Source organism: Shewanella algidipiscicola, from assembly GCF_003605125.1.
In the GTDB taxonomy this organism is placed as follows: Bacteria; Pseudomonadota; Gammaproteobacteria; order Enterobacterales; family Shewanellaceae; genus Shewanella; species Shewanella algidipiscicola.
Genome location: NZ_QPQT01000013.1, coordinates 39,148 through 57,554, shown reverse-complemented (window position 1 = coordinate 57,554; position 18,407 = coordinate 39,148). Strand labels below are relative to the sequence as shown.

18 protein-coding genes are annotated in these 18,407 nt (G+C 44.8%); 3 read left to right on the top strand and 15 right to left on the bottom strand.

The genetic code is table 11. The features are described 5' to 3' along the window. Positions 1-37 precede the first annotated feature (37 nt). From DVO77_RS14440 to ffh, 9 genes are all read right to left on the bottom strand, one after another. Positions 38-1,087 carry an FAD-binding oxidoreductase gene (locus tag DVO77_RS14440; RefSeq protein WP_119978825.1) on the bottom strand — a complete coding sequence of 350 codons (1,050 nt, stop codon included), beginning with the start codon at positions 1,085-1,087 and terminating at the stop codon, positions 38-40. A gap of 59 nt (positions 1,088-1,146) precedes the next feature. After that, positions 1,147-2,811, bottom strand: a complete 1,665-nt coding sequence (hcp, locus tag DVO77_RS14435; RefSeq protein ID WP_119978824.1) for a hydroxylamine reductase — start codon at positions 2,809-2,811, stop codon at positions 1,147-1,149. A 291-nt stretch (positions 2,812-3,102) separates the two neighbouring features. After that, complete coding sequence (gene tyrA, locus DVO77_RS14430; protein ID WP_119978858.1) at positions 3,103-4,242, bottom strand: bifunctional chorismate mutase/prephenate dehydrogenase; 1,140 nt, start codon at positions 4,240-4,242, stop codon at positions 3,103-3,105. 14 nt (positions 4,243-4,256) lie between these two features. Next, positions 4,257-5,348 carry a 3-deoxy-7-phosphoheptulonate synthase gene (locus tag DVO77_RS14425; RefSeq protein ID WP_119978823.1) on the bottom strand — a complete coding sequence of 364 codons (1,092 nt, stop codon included), beginning with the start codon at positions 5,346-5,348 and terminating at the stop codon, positions 4,257-4,259. Between the two features lie 429 nt (positions 5,349-5,777). After that, complete coding sequence (gene rplS / locus DVO77_RS14420; RefSeq protein WP_110456580.1) at positions 5,778-6,128, bottom strand: 50S ribosomal protein L19; 351 nt, start codon at positions 6,126-6,128, stop codon at positions 5,778-5,780. A 35-nt stretch (positions 6,129-6,163) separates the two neighbouring features. Then, positions 6,164-6,910: a tRNA (guanosine(37)-N1)-methyltransferase TrmD gene (gene trmD / locus DVO77_RS14415; protein WP_110456581.1), complete on the bottom strand. Its 747-nt coding sequence runs from the start codon at positions 6,908-6,910 to the stop codon at positions 6,164-6,166. 15 nt (positions 6,911-6,925) lie between these two features. After that, entirely contained in the window at positions 6,926-7,456 is a 531-nt protein-coding gene (rimM, locus tag DVO77_RS14410) for a ribosome maturation factor RimM (protein WP_110456582.1), read from the bottom strand. Positions 7,457-7,476: 20 nt separating this feature from the next. Then, positions 7,477-7,728, bottom strand: a complete 252-nt coding sequence (gene rpsP / locus DVO77_RS14405; protein ID WP_110456583.1) for a 30S ribosomal protein S16 — start codon at positions 7,726-7,728, stop codon at positions 7,477-7,479. 207 nt (positions 7,729-7,935) lie between these two features. Further along, the gene (gene ffh / locus DVO77_RS14400; RefSeq protein WP_110456584.1) at positions 7,936-9,309 is read right to left on the bottom strand and encodes a signal recognition particle protein; all 1,374 of its coding nucleotides are present in this window, start codon (positions 9,307-9,309) and stop codon (positions 7,936-7,938) included. Positions 9,310-9,600: 291 nt separating this feature from the next. On the opposite strand from ffh, the gene DVO77_RS14395 reads away from it, so the two are divergent. Further along, a complete protein-coding gene (locus DVO77_RS14395) occupies positions 9,601-10,389 on the top strand; it encodes a cytochrome C assembly family protein (protein WP_119978822.1) in 789 nt (262 codons plus the stop codon). A 134-nt stretch (positions 10,390-10,523) separates the two neighbouring features. Then, positions 10,524-11,807 (top strand): HlyC/CorC family transporter, encoded by a 1,284-nt coding sequence (locus DVO77_RS14390; RefSeq protein WP_110456586.1) that lies wholly within the window; start codon positions 10,524-10,526, stop codon positions 11,805-11,807. A 70-nt stretch (positions 11,808-11,877) separates the two neighbouring features. Here DVO77_RS14390 and DVO77_RS14385 read toward each other — a convergent pair whose 3' ends face one another. After that, positions 11,878-12,417 carry an Mpo1 family 2-hydroxy fatty acid dioxygenase gene (locus tag DVO77_RS14385; RefSeq protein ID WP_119978821.1) on the bottom strand — a complete coding sequence of 180 codons (540 nt, stop codon included), beginning with the start codon at positions 12,415-12,417 and terminating at the stop codon, positions 11,878-11,880. A 763-nt stretch (positions 12,418-13,180) separates the two neighbouring features. Between DVO77_RS14385 and DVO77_RS14380 the strand changes: the two genes are divergently transcribed. Next, entirely contained in the window at positions 13,181-14,464 is a 1,284-nt protein-coding gene (locus DVO77_RS14380; protein ID WP_119978820.1) for a sensor domain-containing diguanylate cyclase, read from the top strand. 121 nt (positions 14,465-14,585) lie between these two features. Here the strand turns inward: DVO77_RS14380 and acpS are convergent, their stop codons facing one another. The 5 genes from acpS to rnc all read right to left on the bottom strand — a co-directional run bounded on the left by acpS (position 14,586) and on the right by rnc (position 18,406). Further along, positions 14,586-14,984, bottom strand: coding sequence for a holo-ACP synthase (acpS, locus tag DVO77_RS14375; RefSeq protein ID WP_119978819.1), 399 nt, complete (start codon positions 14,982-14,984; stop codon positions 14,586-14,588). A 102-nt stretch (positions 14,985-15,086) separates the two neighbouring features. Further along, positions 15,087-15,824, bottom strand: coding sequence for a pyridoxine 5'-phosphate synthase (gene pdxJ / locus DVO77_RS14370; RefSeq protein ID WP_110456590.1), 738 nt, complete (start codon positions 15,822-15,824; stop codon positions 15,087-15,089). Between the two features lie 108 nt (positions 15,825-15,932). After that, positions 15,933-16,628, bottom strand: coding sequence for a DNA repair protein RecO (recO, locus tag DVO77_RS14365; RefSeq protein WP_119978818.1), 696 nt, complete (start codon positions 16,626-16,628; stop codon positions 15,933-15,935). A 111-nt stretch (positions 16,629-16,739) separates the two neighbouring features. Then, positions 16,740-17,732, bottom strand: a complete 993-nt coding sequence (gene era, locus DVO77_RS14360; RefSeq protein ID WP_110456592.1) for a GTPase Era — start codon at positions 17,730-17,732, stop codon at positions 16,740-16,742. After that, positions 17,729-18,406, bottom strand: a complete 678-nt coding sequence (rnc, locus tag DVO77_RS14355) for a ribonuclease III (protein WP_110456593.1) — start codon at positions 18,404-18,406, stop codon at positions 17,729-17,731. The genes era and rnc overlap by 4 nt, the downstream gene beginning before the upstream one ends. Position 18,407: the final 1 nt, after the last annotated feature.

Genomic DNA, 18,407 nt, shown 5'->3' with positions numbered 1-18,407 from the left:
CCTCTCTGCTAACTAAGGGGCTGCATGCAAATAAGCACTACTCGTTCAAACTCAAGGTTACATCTGACTTAAGCCGTGTCGAACACGCTAAAATATAGCCCTGCTCAATTTCTGCCGGAGATAATGTCATAGAACTACTAGAAACGGTTTCCCCTTTAATCACCTTGCACTTACAGGCGCCGCATACGCCAGAACGACACGCGGCAATAATGGGTAACCCTTCGGCTTCGATGCCTTCAAGTACAGACTGCTCAGCAAACAAGGGGGTCTTCACCCCGTCAATCTGCAGCATAAATTGAGCCGAGGCTGCAGATTGCTGTGAAGACACCACAGGTGCATCGCCAAAACTTTCTTGATGATAACGACTCATGTCAAAACCCGCTTGCTCAAGCATAACCTTCACAGCTCGCATGTAGGGAGCCGGCCCACAGACAAATATGGTTCTCTCTTTATAATCACTCGCCGCCGATGCTAACGAGTCTAACGAGAGCCGCCCTTGATAACTGTTCACATCGCTAATCTCCCCCTCTTCTAGCCAATAACTTAAAGAGAAATGCTCATGACGTTGCGATAACTGCTGCAATGCTTGATTAAAAATCAGATCCTTGGATGTTTTAGCGCTATGAAGAAAGGCTATGTCACTACCTATCTGTGTATCGGTTAACCAGCGAGACATTGAATACATAGGAGTGATGCCGCTACCCGCACTTAAAAATAGGTATTTCTTGGCTTCGATATCAACCAAGTTAAACACCCCATCGGGTCCGCTTGCGGTAACGCTATGCCCAGGCTGCAGATGATCGATTAAATAGTTTGATGCGACTCCCGCCTCAATCCGCTTTACGGTTACAACGATAGAGTAAGGACGAGAAGGTGACGAAGATATGGTATAGCTTCGTGCAACCACATTACCATTAATGTTAAGCAACAAGGTGATAAATTGCCCCGGCTTAAAGTGAAACTTGACACTGTGCTCGCCCTGAAAACGAAAACTGGTGACATCATGCGTTTCTTGCCAGCGCTCTACGCACTTTAAACGTACCTCGCCATGCTGCCAGGTTGCTGAATGATATTGTTGGCTATTCATAGGGTGGGTTATCCAGAAAATAGAACGCCTATGAGCATAGCCATAGGCGTGTGGACGAGTTAAGCGACGCTTAGGATATCTTTTAAATCCGCTTCGACAGTCGTGGTAGTACGTAAACCAAACTTGTCTTCCAAAATCTTAACCAAATTATCAGTCAAGAATGCTGGCGCCGTCGGGCCTGTGCGAATATTCTTAACCCCAAGCGATAACAGGGTCAATAAGATCACAATCGCCTTTTGCTCAAACCATGACAGTACTAAGCTCAGTGGCAGTTCATTGATCTCACACTCGAACACTTCCGACAGCGCAATCGCCAGCTGAATCGCCGAATAAGCATCGTTACATTGACCGATATCCAATAAACGCGGAATACCATTAATATCGCCAAATGCGAGCTTATTAAACTTATACTTACCACAACCTAAGGTCATGATAATCGAGTCTTTTGGCGCAGCAGTTGCGATATCCGTAAAATAGCTACGTTCAGACTTATCGCCATCACAACCACCAACGAGGAAAAAGTGTTTGATTGAACCATTTTTCACATTTTCAACTACGGCAGGGGCAGCAGCCATTAGCGCATTTCGAGCAAAACCTATGGTGATATGATGGGGGATCTCATCATAGATAAAGCCTTCAAGCGATAACGCCTTATCGATCACAGCCGAAAAATCATCTCCTTCGATATGTGTAACACCAGGCCAGCCAACAATGCTGCGAGTGTAAATACGGTCGGAGTAGTCGCCTACATTTGGATCGATAATACAGTTAGAGGTCATCACTACCGCACCAGGGAAGTTAGCGAACTCTTTCTGTTGATTTTGCCACGCACTGCCGTAGTTGCCGACGAGGTGGGGATACTTTTTAAATGCGGGATAAGCCAGTGCAGGCAGCATCTCGCCATGGGTAAAGACATTAATGCCCGTCCCTTGTGTTTGCTCTAAAATCAGCTCTAAATCTTTCATATCGTGGCCTGAGACCAAAATCGCTTTGCCTTTCACCGCAACGGTATTGACCTGCGTCGGCTCAGGATGACCAAACGACTCGGTTTCACCCGTATCTAACATCGCCATCACGCGATAGTTCAGTTGGCCAATCTCCATTGCGGTGGCAAACAGCTTGTCGGCATCTTCTGAATCTGAACCAAGAAATGCCATTATTTCATGGAAATTAGCAGCAACGTCGCTATCGGTTTGCTCAAGTACACGAGCATGCTCCATATAGGCCGCAGCGCCTTTTAGGCCATAAAGACAAAGTAGGCGTAGGCCCATAATATCTTCATCAACACTCTCTTTGCCGCGGTTCGGCACGGCTTGCCCTGCTTGAGCGAGCATTTCTGGTTTCGATGTTGCTAATACTAATGATGCGGCAGGAATAAGATTATCAACAGCTTTGCCTGAATCAGCACAAGCTTTTTCATAGGCGGTTTTTAACCGGTTACGGTAACGATCGGCTTGATTGACATAATCAATTAACCGCTCGTCATCAAAGTTAACATTTGTCAGTGTGGCAAAAAATGCTTTAGGGACAAAGGCATCGACTTCACTATCAATAATATCGAACTCTCTTGCTTTAACCGCATAGGCAGAAACACCTTGCAACAAGTAGATCAAGAGATCTTGTAGATCTGAGGTATCAGACAACTTGCCACACATGCCTTGAGAATAACTACAGCCATTCCCCGCTGGGGTTCTAATCGTTTGCTCACACTGAATACAAAACATTACCGTTACTCCTATTTTTAACATGCTTTAAATTTACATGTTTTAATGGAGTCTACTGCGACTTTGTCATCAGCTAAAGCGGTTTATTGCAGCAATGTGGCAAACTATGAGGCAGATCAAATTAGCAAAAGCGCAACTAAATATCGTTTTTTAGCCTACATATAATAACCAGATATCAATAAACACTTGATAAACTTTAAATTACATAAAAAAACCTGAACTAGATGGTATTAATCTAAGCTCAGGTTTTAAGTTAAATTCGGTATCGACAATTGCGCAATCTGGCGATAGCTAGCCTGCCTTCATATCATTGACCGACTGCAACATGGCACGACTCTCGCGCTGAAATTGCGGCGCAAAATCACCGAACCAGTTGGCCACCTCTTCAAATTGCTCGATAAATCCTTGGCGATCACCAGACTTTAATAGCTCAAGCGCCTGAGTGTAATTCTCCAAATAATCGCCAATTGCCGTCAAACTTTCACGCTGGGCATAAATAATATCGGCATAAAGTTCAGGGCTTTGGGCAAAAAGACGCCCAACCATCGCCAGTTCTAAGCGATAAATGGGCGAGCTAAACTGCAACAGAGTATCAATATCAGCTTCCTCCCGATAAAGATTAAGCCCGTAGACAAACGAGGAGAAATGACGCATCGCTTGCACAAGTTGCATCGCCTTATCGTGTTTTTGCGCATCGGCTTCAACGAGTCTAGCGCCCCAAATCTGTATCTGCTCCATTAACCATTGATACTTATCTTGATCTCGTCCATGACACACCACCACAACTTGCTTGGCCAAGCTACCGACATCTGGGCCAAACATGGGATGCAGACCAACCACAGGGCCTTTATGAGCCGTTAGCATTGCATCTAAAGGTTTTGCCTTAACCGACGTTAAATCGGCCAAAATACAGGACTCGGGTAACTGACTCAATTTACTGGTGATCAACTCACAAGTGATACTAATGGGAACAGTAACAATAACTAATCCTGCCCCAGCAAAAATTGCATCCGCATTTGGCCAGTCATCTTTGTCGAGTGATTTCACGTGATAACCAGACAAACGCAACATTTGACTAAACAGCTCACCCAGCTTACCTTTCCCACCCACAATAACCACGTGGCCTAGATCGGTTTTGACTTGTTTAAAGCCCACATCCTTCTCGTTAAGATACGACTCACGCATCAGGCGACGCAAAATATCTTCGATAAGCTGCGGAGAAACGTTCATTTTACTGGCTTCTTCGCGGCGTTTAGCAAGCATCGATGCTTCACGTTCAGGTGCATAAATCGGCACACCTGCAGCATGTTTAACCGCCCCCACCTGCCCCACAAGATCCAGTCTTTTGCGCAACAGATGCAGTAGTTGTTGATCGACATTATCAATATGTCCGCGTAACTTTTCGAGATCTTCGGTGGTCTTTTCATTCATTTTTGAATTATCCATCAAGCATTTACAGCCTTGAGCATATCAAATCTTGTCGGTAAAACCGATGCTAATTGCGCCGCACCATGACGTAATAGCTGTTCAGTATCTTGCCAGTTTATACACGCATCCGTCACCGATACACCGTAAGCCAGTTCACCTAAGGGTTTATCGCAAGTTTGATTACCTTCATTGAGATGGCTTTCCAGCATCACCCCAATAATCGAGCGATTACCTTGCTCAATTTGATCAAAGACATTTTGGCAAACCACAGGTTGTTTATTGTGATCTTTTGATGAATTACCGTGGCTACAATCTACCACTAATCGTGCATTTAGCTTGGCGGCATGCAGTTGACGCTCACACTCTGCAACGCTTTGAGCATCGTAATTTGGTGTTTTGCCGCCCCTTAGAATCACATGCCCATCAGGGTTACCCGCCGTTTGCAATAATGCCACTTGTCCAGCCTGATTTATTCCCATAAATCGATGACTACTGGCAGCAGATTCAAGTGCATTAATGGCGACGCCTAACTTACCATCGGTACCATTTTTAAATCCGACAGGCATAGACAATCCGGATGCCATCTCGCGGTGAGTTTGCGACTCAGTCGTGCGCGCCCCTATCGCCGACCAGGTAACGAGTTCAGAGATATATTGTGGGCTGATAGGGTCAAGAGCTTCAGTGGCAACTGGCAAGCCTAATTCGGCTAACCAGATCATTAATTCACGGGCCATACGCAGCCCTTTTTCAACATCAAAAGACTCATCCATATCTGGATCATTTATCATGCCTTTCCAGCCCACAGTCGTGCGCGGTTTTTCAAAGTACACTCGCATCAAAATATAAAACTCATCTTGTAGTTCATCGTGAAGGGTTTTAAGTTTAAGTGCGTACTCTTTGGCAGACTTTATATCATGGATAGAACAGGGTCCACTGACGACCAATACTCGATTATCACGTTTGTGCACAATATCAGACACAGTTTTACGAGCATTAAGGACATAGTGATAAGCTTGCTTTGACAAAGGGAGTTGCTGCTTTAACTCATGGGGTGTCACTAACACCTGTTCAGAACTGATATGAACGTTATTAATTGTGTCTTGTTGCATACTTGTCACCAACCTCTATTGATATTGCCACTAAAATGATCTTGATTCAGATAACGCTTGTTGAACTGCGACTGACACACCTGCTATAAACCAAACCGCAACAGCGTAACAGTTCACCATTACATTGTGAGTTCAACTATGCCTGTGCTTTTACCCTGAATCAAGTAAAAAATGTTTATCGATAACAATTCAATACTTTTTTGTCATGCTTGACGTTTTCAACATAGAGATTCAATTAAAGGTTATCGATTAAAGGTTATCGTGTGAGGTTAACCCGTCTTCAAGATAAGGGGATGCCCCCATGAGAGGTGTTTTTACTGCCCTGTAGGATATACTTTTTCCACTGACTTCTCCCCCCTAAAACACAAAAACCCGCCATAAGGCGGGTATTTGTGCGAACACTGCATCTTGTTTACTTGAAGCCTTTGCTTACTTAGCAAGCTTCTCACGGATACGTGCAGACTTACCTGAACGATCACGTAGGTAGTAAAGCTTAGCACGACGAACACGGCCGCGACGCTTAACTTCGATGCTAGAGATGATTGGGCTGTGAGTCTGGAACGCACGCTCAACACCTTCACCATTAGAGATCTTGCGAACTGTGAATGCTGAATGCAGACCACGGTTACGCTTTGCGATTACAACGCCTTCAAACGCCTGTAGACGCTCTTTACCGCCTTCAACAACACGTACTTTAACAACAACGGTATCACCTGCACCAAATTGTGGTACGTCTTGCTTCATTTGCTCTTCGTTGAGCATTTTAATGATGTTATTCATGAATAAACTCCATCCTAGTAATAACTGACTATTTGTTACTCACCCTTTTGGGTAGCATCGACAAATTGGGCTAATAGCTTGGTTTGTTCGTCAGTCAGAGCTAGATTTTCAAATAATTCTGGTCGTCGTAACAACGTTCTTCCGAGACTTTGTTGCAAACGCCAGCGTCTAATATGTTCGTGGTTACCACTTAGCAATACGGCTGGTACATCGATACCATCTAAGCTTTCAGGCCGAGTGTAGTGGGGACAATCCAGTAACCCATCAGAGAAGGAGTCCTGCTCTGCCGAAGCTTGTTTTCCAAGAACCCCTGGAACCAAGCGAGATACTGAATCAATCAGAGTCATCGCTGGTAGTTCGCCGCCCGAAAGCACGTAATCACCAATCGACCACTCTTCGTCCACTTCCGTTTGAATAATGCGTTCATCAATACCTTCGTAGCGACCACACACTAGAATCAAACGTTCTGATTTAGCTAACTCTTCGACGCCTTGCTGAGTAAGCTTACGTCCTTGAGGAGAAAGATAAATCACCTTTGCCTTATCCCCCGCAGCGGCTTTCGCTGCGTGAATGGCATCGCGTAAGGGTTGCACCATCATCAACATGCCAGGGCCGCCGCCATAAGGCCGGTCGTCCACTGTACGATGTTTATCATGGGTGAAATCACGAGGATTCCACGTTTGCAACTCCAGCAAGCCGTTGCTAACGGCCCGGCCCGTTACACCAAAGTCTGTTACGGCACGAAACATCTCTGGAAACAGGGTTACTACCCCTAACCACATCTGTTGTCCCTCGACTTAGAAGTCCGGATCCCAATCCACTAAAATTTGTTTCTCTGCTAAATTCACCTCAAGGATGAATTGCTCGGTCACAAAAGGAATCATACGTTCCGTTTTGCCGAAGCCATCTTTAGCGTTAGCTTTTACAAGGAGTACGTCGTTTGATCCTGTTTCCACGATCTGGTCGACTTTACCCATGTTATAGCCTTTGGTATTCACTACATTACAGCCAATTAGGTCACGCCAATAGAACTCGTCTTCTGGCAACGCTTTCATCAACTCTGCAGGAATGGCAATCTCACAGTTAGTGAGCATTTGCGCTCGGTCTCTCGAATTAACCCCTTCAAGCTCGGCGATTAACGCCTTACCTTGAAAACGCCACTGTTCGACCTTAACCTCGCGCCATTCACCTTGTTCTTTAATCAGCCAAGGTGAATAGTTAAAAATGTCTTCGACAGAATCGGTATAGCTAGTGATCTTCAACCAACCTTTAATGCCGTGACATGAGCCTAATTTGCCCAGTACGACAGGTTCTTGGTGACTACTCATTAATCTATACCTTAACGCTATTAAGCAGCAGCTTTGCTAGCGTCTTTAATCAATTTTGCTACACGATCAGTAGTAGCAGCACCGTTAGAAACCCAGTGCTTAACACGCTCTAGGTCTAAACGTAGTGTTTCTTCTTGGCCACGGGCCAATGGGTTGAAGAAACCAACACGTTCGATGAAACGACCGTCACGAGCGTTGCGGCTATCGGCAACTACGATGTTATAAAATGGACGCTTTTTTGCGCCGCCACGAGCTAAACGAATGGTAACCATGCGTCTTTTATCCTCTAATGGTTTGCTTGTTTATAAAGCAAAAATAAAAACTGGAACCCCGTGTTCGCGAAGAGTCCCAGATAGAAAGCCGCCCGATTCTACCTGAATCGGCGACGAATGCAATGTTTTTAACGCTTAATAACACGCCTACGAAAGGCGCTTATTTCGCAATAAATTATGTTAAATCTTTATCTATTAATGACCTAGTTAACGGCCTGGCATTTTCATACCCGGTGGTAGCATTCCACTCATGCCACGCATCATTTTTTTCATGCCACCTTTACCCGACATTTTTTTCATCATTTTTTGCATCTGGGTGAACTGTTTCAGTAAGCGGTTAACATCTTGAATTTGCGTTCCAGAGCCAAGGGCGATACGGCGTTTACGCGAACCTTTAATAATATCGGGGCGCTTACGCTCACCAGGTGTCATAGAGTTAATAATCGCTTCCATTTGACCTGTCATCTTACCATCTTGTACTTGCGCGAGCGCTTCAGGTGGAAGTTGACCAACACCGGGCAGCTTCTCAATCATGTTCATCATGCCGCCCATGTTTTTCATCTGCTGTAGCTGTTCACGAAAATCTTCTAAATCGAAACTTCCGCCCTGCTTCACTTTGGAAGCCAGTTTCATCGCTTTTTCTTTATCGACGCCACGCTCAACTTCTTCAATCAGCGACAGGACATCGCCCATCCCTAAAATACGTGACGCTACGCGATCGGGGTGGAATGGCTCTAGGGCATCGGTCTTCTCGCCGACACCCAAAAACTTAATCGGTTTCCCTGTAATATGGCGAATCGATAAGGCCGCACCACCACGTGCATCACCATCGACTTTGGTAAGGATCACACCACTTAATGGTAACGCCTCGTTAAATGCTTTAGCCGTATTGGCGGCATCTTGACCCGTCATCGCATCGACAACAAACAGGGTTTCAATCGGGTTAACGGCCGCATGTAACGCTTTGATCTCGTCCATCATGCTTTCATCAACATGCAGACGACCCGCAGTATCGACAATCACGACATCGATAAACTTGAGCTTAGCGTGTGCCATTGCCGCGTTTACGATATCAATCGGTTTTTGACTAACATCCGACGGGAAAAACTCAACCTCAACTTCTGCCGCTAGGGTTTCAAGCTGTTTGATTGCCGCAGGACGATATACGTCAGCACTGACTACAAGTACCGATTTTTTTTCACGCTCACGCAAAAACTTAGACAGTTTAGCCACACTGGTGGTTTTACCCGCCCCTTGAAGGCCTGCCATCATGATCACTGCGGGTGGCTGAGCCGATAGATTTAGCGCTTCGTTGGCTTCGCCCATGGCGTTTTCCAACTCGCTTTGTACTATCTTAATAAAGGCTTGGCCAGGGCTTAAGCTTTTCGAGACCTCTTGGCCTACCGCTCGTTCTTTAACGCTGTTAACAAAGGCACGCACTACAGGCAAAGCAACATCGGCTTCAAGTAGCGCCATGCGCACTTCGCGTAACGTTTCTTTTATATTGTCTTCAGTTAAGCGACCACGACCACTGATGTTCTTCAGGGTACGTGATAATCTGTCCGTTAAGTTCTCAAACATTATCGCGTTCTTTACCGTTTAGAATGTACATGATTGGCCAGTATTATAACCATGCATAGAGATTATGCTACCGCACTGTTCAAGTAATAGATGCCGATCTTTTGCCTTACCACAAAATAAAATCGCAAAACTTAGGAGTAACGCTCAGAAAGGACTAATTTTTGTGTGTAAAGCCCCTGCCCATTTATGCATCGATCGTGTTATTCTAATGATATTACTTGGTAACATACAGCCCAGCCTAAGTGGGTTGATATCGCACAGAAAGCTAACATAACGATAGGTTAATTTTCGATGGTCATTTTTTCGGCTTCAGCCATATTTTTCTATAGTATCGCCCTTATCTTGGTGGTTAGTCGTCTGTTTCATGCCCAAGGGCCTAACCGTCGAGCGGTGGCAGGGTTTGCAGGCATTGCAGTGGTATTGCATGCCGCCGCGCTTTATCAAGCCATCTTTACTGGCGATGGTCAAAACTTTAGCCTAACCAACGTTATCTCTATGGTTAATTGGATTATTGCATTCACCTTTACCATTTTAATGTTTAGGCTCAAGGTGATTGTGGTGGTACCGGTTGTCTATGCCTGCTCGGTCATTTCGGTCGCTTTACTCTGGTTACTGCCACCTGAATTTATCATCCATTTTGAACTCTACCCTGAAGTATTAGCCCACGTAGTATTGTCGCTCATGGCCTACAGCGCATTGATGATTGCTGCGCTATATGCAATACAGCTCGCCATGATCCAAAACAAGCTCAAAAAGAAGCAGTTGATGTTAAGTCCTGCGATCCCTCCTTTGATGACAGTGGAAAAACAACTTTATCACCTAGTGATTATTGGCGTGATGCTGCTGAGTTTGTCATTAGCCACTGGCTTCATTTTCCTTGATGACATGTTTGCCGAAGGTAAAGGTCATAAGGCGATTTTATCGATCATGGCTTGGTTTACCTATATCGCCATGCTTGCTCAACAATATTGGGTTGGCTGTAAAATCCGTACCGCAGTGGCTTACACGCTTAGTGGTGCAATACTGCTTTCACTGGCTTACTTTGGCGCCAGAATCGTCAAAGAGCTCATTTTACAATAACCGCAGTAATCGCGTTTACCTGAGGCTACGCATGACAAAGCGTACCTTGGGTTAGCTTGACTCTTCAGGCAAATCGCTGTATTTACTACTCCTCAACGCTTTTTTCTTAATTATCGCCATAGTGGGGCCACTGATTGGACGCAATATCCACCAGCGTACTTTTTATTATTCTATTCGTACTCATCATTATCTCAGCCTATTTTTCAGGGTCTGAGACCGCCATGATGTCACTTAATCGCTACCGACTCCGTCATTTAGCCAACAATGGTCATAAAGGTGCACTGCGGGCAATTAAACTACTCGATAGGCCCGACCGACTCATCGGTCTTATTCTGATAGGGAATAACTTAGTTAACATTCTCGCTTCGGCAATTGCCACCATTGTGGGCATTCGCCTGTTTGGTGATATTGGCGTTGCGATTGCGACGGGAGCATTAACCTTAGTGGTGCTAGTATTTGCCGAAGTCACCCCCAAGACGGTTGCTGCGCTTCATCCAGAGCGCATCGCTTTCCCCTCGAGCGTCTTATTAAAAATGCTATTGGTGGTGCTATGGCCACTGGTCAAAGTGGTCAATTTAATCACCTCCACCATCTTGCATATTATGGGCATACGATCGGTTAAAGAAGATGATGCCTTAAGCCAAGAAGAGTTACGCACTGTGGTACACGAGGCGGGAGCCTTGATCCCTAGACGACATCAAGAGATGCTGCTTTCGATTATGGATCTTGAAAAAGTTACCGTCGAAGACATTATGATCCCACGCTCTGAGTTGTATGCCATCAACATCAATGATGACTTTAAGAGCATTAACCGCCAAGTGATCCAGAGCCCACATACTCGCGTGTTACTGTATCGCGATACTATCGATGATGCCGTTGGTTTTGTCCATTTACGGGATGCCTTGCGATTGCAATCAAAGGGGCAATTTAGTAAATCATCATTGTTACGTGCGGTTAAAGAGCTCTATTTTGTTCCTGAGGGAACCCCGCTCAACGTACAATTAGCTAACTTTCAGCGCAACAAAGAACGCATAGGGCTGGTCGTTGACGAATACGGCGATATCCAGGGCCTAGTGACCTTAGAAGATATTCTCGAAGAGATTGTGGGTGACTTCACCACTTCCATGGTCACCACCCCCAGCGAAGATATCAACAAGCAACCCGATGGCAGCTATCTTATCGACGCCACCATCAATATTCGTGATTTGAATAAGGAGATGGGGTGGCACTTTCCCATCGATGGCCCCAAAACCCTTAACGGCTTGATTATCGAATATCTTGAAGATATTCCTGAACCAAATACCTCGATGCGTATATTTGGGTATCCAATTGAAATTGTTGAAGTTGGCGAGAACATGATTAAGACTGTGCGCGTGATGCCACAGCATTATAAGTTGCCTAAAGTCGGTAAAAACTAACTCTTGATTAAACGATAAGACAAAGGCGCTCAATGAGCGCCTTTGTTATTGAAGAAGTGACGCTGACCCATTATGCAGTAGGCGCACCTTTTTCGAGTTCGCGACGTTTAGCCACCGCCAGAGGAGTTATCTCCTGATTCAAATCCTGTTCAAACCCCATCATAAAATAGAGCTCTGCCATCAAAAAAAACGGCCCAATCAACAACTGATTTAAATCGTCAATAAAAGCAGGTTTTGCCTTCTCATACTTGTGGCCAATCAACTGAAACACCCAACCAATGACAAACACACTCAAAGCTATGATCCAAGCCGCCTCTATCTGAGCCACATAATATGAGCTAAATAATACAGGTATGATGAATAAGGTTAATCCAAGCGCCAACCTCACGTGCAATTTAAAGTAATAAATAAGCACGCCAACAGCACAAAGCCCCGCCACATTAAGTACCAGAGTCGGTTCAGTTAATTTTAAAAACGTAATAGGAATGGTGTTGAGCATCACAAATGCTGACCAAATAATCAGTGGCACGCCGATAAAATGGGTCTTAATATTGGTTGGATTTAGATGAACACTTTTATAAGTGGATAACTGTTCTACCGCAGATTTCATCAACACACTCCATGTAATGGGATCGCATCATCTTGAAAGTAAGCATTATCATCAACCATAAGCTATGCAATTACTTGAGTGCGACGAGCTAATTTAGCTAACTCATTATGCTATAGGCATATTCAAAGTAACCTAACGCATTTTAAGTAAAGTTACTAGATTAACATTACCCCCTTAAAAATTAACAACAGAGAAACACCATGGTTTCCGTTGTGAGTAGAAATAGCAAAACCAAGCATCCAATGTAGCTCAGAGTATTTACCCACTCCTATTTGCATTCTATTAAACAAGAAAATTAAGGTTTTACCACTGATAAATAAAGCAAATTCACCAATAACTGACCGTAAAACAGCTTAAAGTTAGTCATACATACCAAAACAACCTGTTTGTTTACCCTCGTAAAACTTTGCCTTAACAAGGTAATATACTTACTTTATTTCAATAGCTTGCAAAGTAACAATTAGGAAAACTCGCAGAGTAAGCGCGTTTTTCATACAGCACATTCCATAATCCTCCCTATTTATAGGGCAAGATTGCCAGTGTTGCAGCGTAAAGGATGAACATAACACTTTATTTTTAATTCTAAGTTTTGCCATCATAGAGACACTATAGCCCCATTTACATGGCATACGTTATTTTGAATGTGAGTGGGTAATATTCTAGAAAATTAACGACTTAACCGTTAAGATTGTTACAACAGGTAAGCTTAATAATGTAGATGTGATCTCTACACATACCACCTTTGAGGAGAAAGAGAAGATTTATGCTAAATGCGCTAAATGATAAAGCTGACATAGCTAACTCAGATCTACTAACCATGCTAAGGATGGGAGTTGAGCAATCTTTTAATGCAGTAATAATTACCGATGCCGATTTAGGTAAATCTGGCACCAAAATTCTTTATGCTAATCCCGCTTTCTGTAAAATGACTGGCTACCAGGCTAATGAGTTGAGGGGGCTGTCTCCGCGTATATTACAAGGGCCACTAACCTGTCCAAATGTCATTAACCAACTACGCCACTGTTTGAAAAACAATCAAAACTTTCACGGTTCTGCCGTAAATTATAAAAAAGATGGATCAACATATTATGTTGAGTGGAACATCTCTCCAGTGTTCGATGACACAGGGGAAGTCAGTCATTTTATCTCAATTCAACAAGATGTTAGCCATAAAATCGTCTCAGATAATACCGAGCAAATCCTAATGGAAGCGCTTAATACCACACCAGACTCTGTGATGATCACCGACACCAATGGCATCATAAATTATGTAAATCAGGGATTTGTCTCGCAAACAGGTTACTCATACAGTGACATTCTTGGCCAACGACCATCAATGTTAAAATCCGGAGAACATCAACAGGAGTTCTATCAAGAGCTTTGGGACACCTTACTAAAGGGCAATACCTTTAGGGCAACTTTTTTAAATAAACGCAAAAATGCCAGCCAATATTATTCAGACCAAAGCATCACGCCTATCAAAGACAATATTGGCAACACGACACATTATATTAGCGTTAGTAAAGATCTTTCTGAGCGCGTTAGAGATGAACAAGCATTTAGAGAAATATCTAAACTGGATGCACTAACAGGGGTATTGATCCGCAGTGCTGGCGAGCTCGAAATTGAAAAATACTTTATGAAATCGCTTCACGGCACCCCTTTTTCATTATCGATGATTGATATCGACCATTTTAAAAGCATTAACGATCAATGGGGCCATCCTACCGGCGACAAAATACTACAAATAGTCGCAGAAACCATTAAGTCCTGCCTGCGGTTAACCGACCATGTCATTCGATGGGGAGGTGAAGAGTTTCTGCTACTGTTTGATAATTGCGACCTCAATGCCGCTAATGGTTTGGTTGAACGATGCCGTATTGCCGTAGCCAATATCGACTATCCCCAAATTGAAGGCGTGACTATATCAGCGGGAGTGGCACAGTTACACGCTAAAGAAGATGTCGCTTCTCTCATTGCGCGTGCCGATAGAGCGCTTTATCAATCTAAAGCAGAGGGACGAAACAAAGTTTCATTGCAGCGATAAAGTATTATTGACTTAATTAACAGGCCAGCTAAATGACAGCAGTTCAAGGCGTTAACGACTCGCTAAACTACACCTCTTACACATAAATAAAACTTGTTGATCATGAATCAGCAACTTGCGCTTAAGACTCAATAATCACGGTTGCCGTAGCGTAGTGCTTTTCGTCGGCGATGGATAGATGAGCATGCGCGCCTCCAAGCGCCGTTAATCTATCGGCTGCGCCACCACTAAAACTGATTAGAGGAGCACCGTTGTCATTGTTAGCTATCTCGATATGCTGAAACGACACCCCGCGACCAATCCCTGTGCCTAACGCTTTCGCCGCAGCCTCTTTGGCGGCGAAACGCTTAGCCAAATAGCGACCAGGCTGAGTCGCGCGAATGAATATCGCTAACTCTGCATGGGTTAACACTCGCTTCGCTAGGCGACACTTTACTAGCGCCTCTGTGTCGCCGCCAGCGGGTACACTTTGTTCGATACGTTCAATTTCAACGATATCTGTGCCTAAACCGACGATCATCCCCCACCCCAACAAGTCTGTCTTACCATCCAACTCACCACTGACAATGGGGGACTTATCCGTCACCAGTCCCCATCATTTTATCTATCTAAAAGCCCTTAGTTACTGACCGTTACGTCCTTCAACCATTAACTGTTTCATATCACGCACCGCCTTGTCTAAGCCATCAATGGCCGCACGGGCGATAATGGCATGGCCAATATTGAGTTCATACAATTCAGGGATCGCCGCTATCGGCTTAACATTATGATAATGTAGACCATGACCCGCATTGACCACTAAACCTTGACCATGAGCATAAGCCGCCATCTCAGTGATGCGAGTCAGCTCTTTTGCTTGCTCAATATCCGTTTCAGCATCGGCATAACAGCCAGTATGCAGTTCGATTACCGGCGCGCCAACGGCAACGGTAGCATCAATTTGCGTTTTATCCGCATCAATAAACAACGACACCTTGATACCTTCTGTTGTTAAACGCTCAACTGCCGCGCGAACTTTATCCATCTGTCCCGCCACATCAAGGCCACCTTCTGTGGTCAATTCTTCACGTTTTTCAGGCACCAGACAAACATAGGTGGGTTTAACTTCACAGGCGATGTCGAGCATTTCAGCGGTCACCGCCATTTCGAAATTCATGCGGGTTTTAATGGTTTTAGCCAACAAATAAATGTCACGATCGCAGATATGACGACGATCTTCACGCAGGTGCACTGTGATCCCCTCAGCGCCTGCATGCTCGGCGACGGCGGCGGCGTGTACAGGGTCTGGGTAGCTGGTGCCACGAGCCTGACGTAGTGTAGCAATGTGATCGATATTAACGCCCAAATGAATACGGCCCATGAAGTGTCCTTAACCTTTACAGATAGAGAGTGTTGCATGATTGATTGGCGCTTATTGTACTAAGCCACAAGGGAAAAACCAGTTGAAACTCATAAGATGCGCTGCAAATTACTTGCTATAAGAGGATTTTTTAACGCCTTTATTAAATAAAGCGCGTGACTTAAGCGGCTTATCGCCCAGCACGGCCGATAATAGTTGGCGCATTAGCAGCTTCGCCTGCTTAAAGTCATCTTGATGCAGTTGCCCCGTCTCAAGGGCCAATAACATCTCACCACGATAATGATTCGATTTAGGCCCCAAGGCGCTACCAAAGCCCTCTTCTGACATCAGGCGATAATAAAAGTCGGCTTCGATAGGCGCATGATCTACATCCAGATTTAATGAAGGCATCACCCCCAACTCTTTGAGTAACTCCACCTCAAAATAGCGCAACTGTGCCTGACTAAATCCCGCCGCCATGGCCATCAGAGTTTTATGGTAAACAAAAAAGAGTTGTTCCGCACCATGCTCTATCCCTAAACAACGCACCAATAGCTCATTGAGATAGAACCCTGCAAACATCACATCGCCACTTAATGGTACAGCAGGGCTGGCAGCTTCGACTTGATAAAGATTCTTTAGGCTACTGCGGCCCGATAACTCAAATAGCAAAGGTTGGAACGGTTGTAAAATGCTTTTTATCGAGGAGCGACCACTGCCAAGACGAGCTACGCAGTCAATGCGACCTTGACCATCGACTAATAAATTGACCAGTACACTCGACTCTTTATAGGCACGAGTATGAAGTACATATCCTCGCTGCATCTGCCCTGCTCTATTATTGATATTTAATGACAATAAAGGCCGAGATACTCAACCGCAAGCTTAAGTTGCCATCGACTATCTCAGCCTTTGATTCAGTTTAAGATTGGTGACTTAATCTTCGCCATAACCTAATGAACGCAGCGCTCGCTCATCATCGGCCCAACCCGACTTCACTTTCACCCATACCTCAAGGAAGACTTTATTATCAAATAACACTTCCATATCTAAGCGGGCTTGGGTGGCAATAGTACGGATTCGCTCACCCTTGTTACCTATAACCATGCGCTTTTGGGTTTCACGTTCGACGAGGATCAGGGCGTTAATTTGGTAGACGCCATTCTCCATCATCTTAAATTGCTCGATCTCCACCGTGGCATCATATGGCAACTCGTCGCCTAAGAAGCGCATCAGTTTTTCACGGACAATTTCCGAGGCCATAAACTTTTGCGATCTGTCGGTGACGTAATCTTCAGGGAAGAAATGCGGTGATTGCGGCACAGACTCTATCGCCATATCCATGATACGCTGCACATTAGTGCCTTGAGTGGCAGAGATAGGTAAGATCTCATCAAACTCAAATTTAGCAGCTAGCATTTGCAAATGTGGAAATAGTGCTTCTTTATCTTTGATATTATCGACTTTATTGATGGCCAACACGGTTTTACGGCCATCATCACGGCTTTGTAACTTCTTCAGCACCATCTCATCATCGGCGGTCCAGTTTAAACCGTCAACCACAAATACCACCAGACAAACCTCGGCCAATGAGCTCGACGCCGCACGGTTCATTAAACGGTTAATGGCACGCTTCTCTTCGATATGCAAACCTGGAGTGTCAATAAACACCACTTGACGAGGGCCTTCAGTATGAATACCCATAATACGATGGCGGGTGGTTTGCGGCTTCTTAGAGGTGATCGAAATCTTCTGCCCTAATAGCTTATTCAATAAGGTCGATTTACCCACATTAGGGCGACCGACAATGGCTACCATGCCGCAGTATGTCACATCATATTGACTGCCACTGGCGCCACTGTTCATACGAGACAGTAACTCGTCTAAACTGGGTTCATTATTGCCTTGTGGCTTTTCGGTATTACTCATCGCTTGATACGCTCCAAAACTTCTGCTGCGGCAATTTGTTCCGCTTTTCTACGGGAGTTGGCCACGCCAACGACCGCTTCATCTAATTGCTCCACCTTACATTCAACTGTAAAGGTTTGCGCATGGGCCTCTCCGCTAATATTGACAACCTTGTATAAGGGGAGAGGTTTTTTAAAGCCCTGCAGGTGTTCCTGCAGCAGGGTTTTGGGATCTTTTTGATTAATGGGTTCAATCACCGCTAGGCGGCTCTTATACCAGTTTAGTACGAGTGCGCGGCAGGTCTCGAGATCGGCATCGAGATAGATTGCACCGATAATGGCTTCGACCACATCGGCTAAAATCGATTCACGACGAAAGCCACCACTTTTTAGCTCACCAGGGCCTAATTTTAGGTAGTCACCTAACTTAAACTCTTTTGCCACTTCGGCCAGCATCTTACCGCACACCAAGGTGGCGCGCATTCGGCTTAAATCGCCTTCGGTCGCCTTAGGAAACTGATGATATAAGGCGTCTGAGATAACAATAGACAATATGGAGTCGCCCAAAAATTCCAGACGCTCATTATGCTTGCTCGCCGCGCTTCGGTGAGTCAATGCCTGCTCTAACAAGGCTATATTGTTGAATTCATAACCTAATGTTCTGCACAAACGAGGCAAATTTTTAATCGGCTCCATG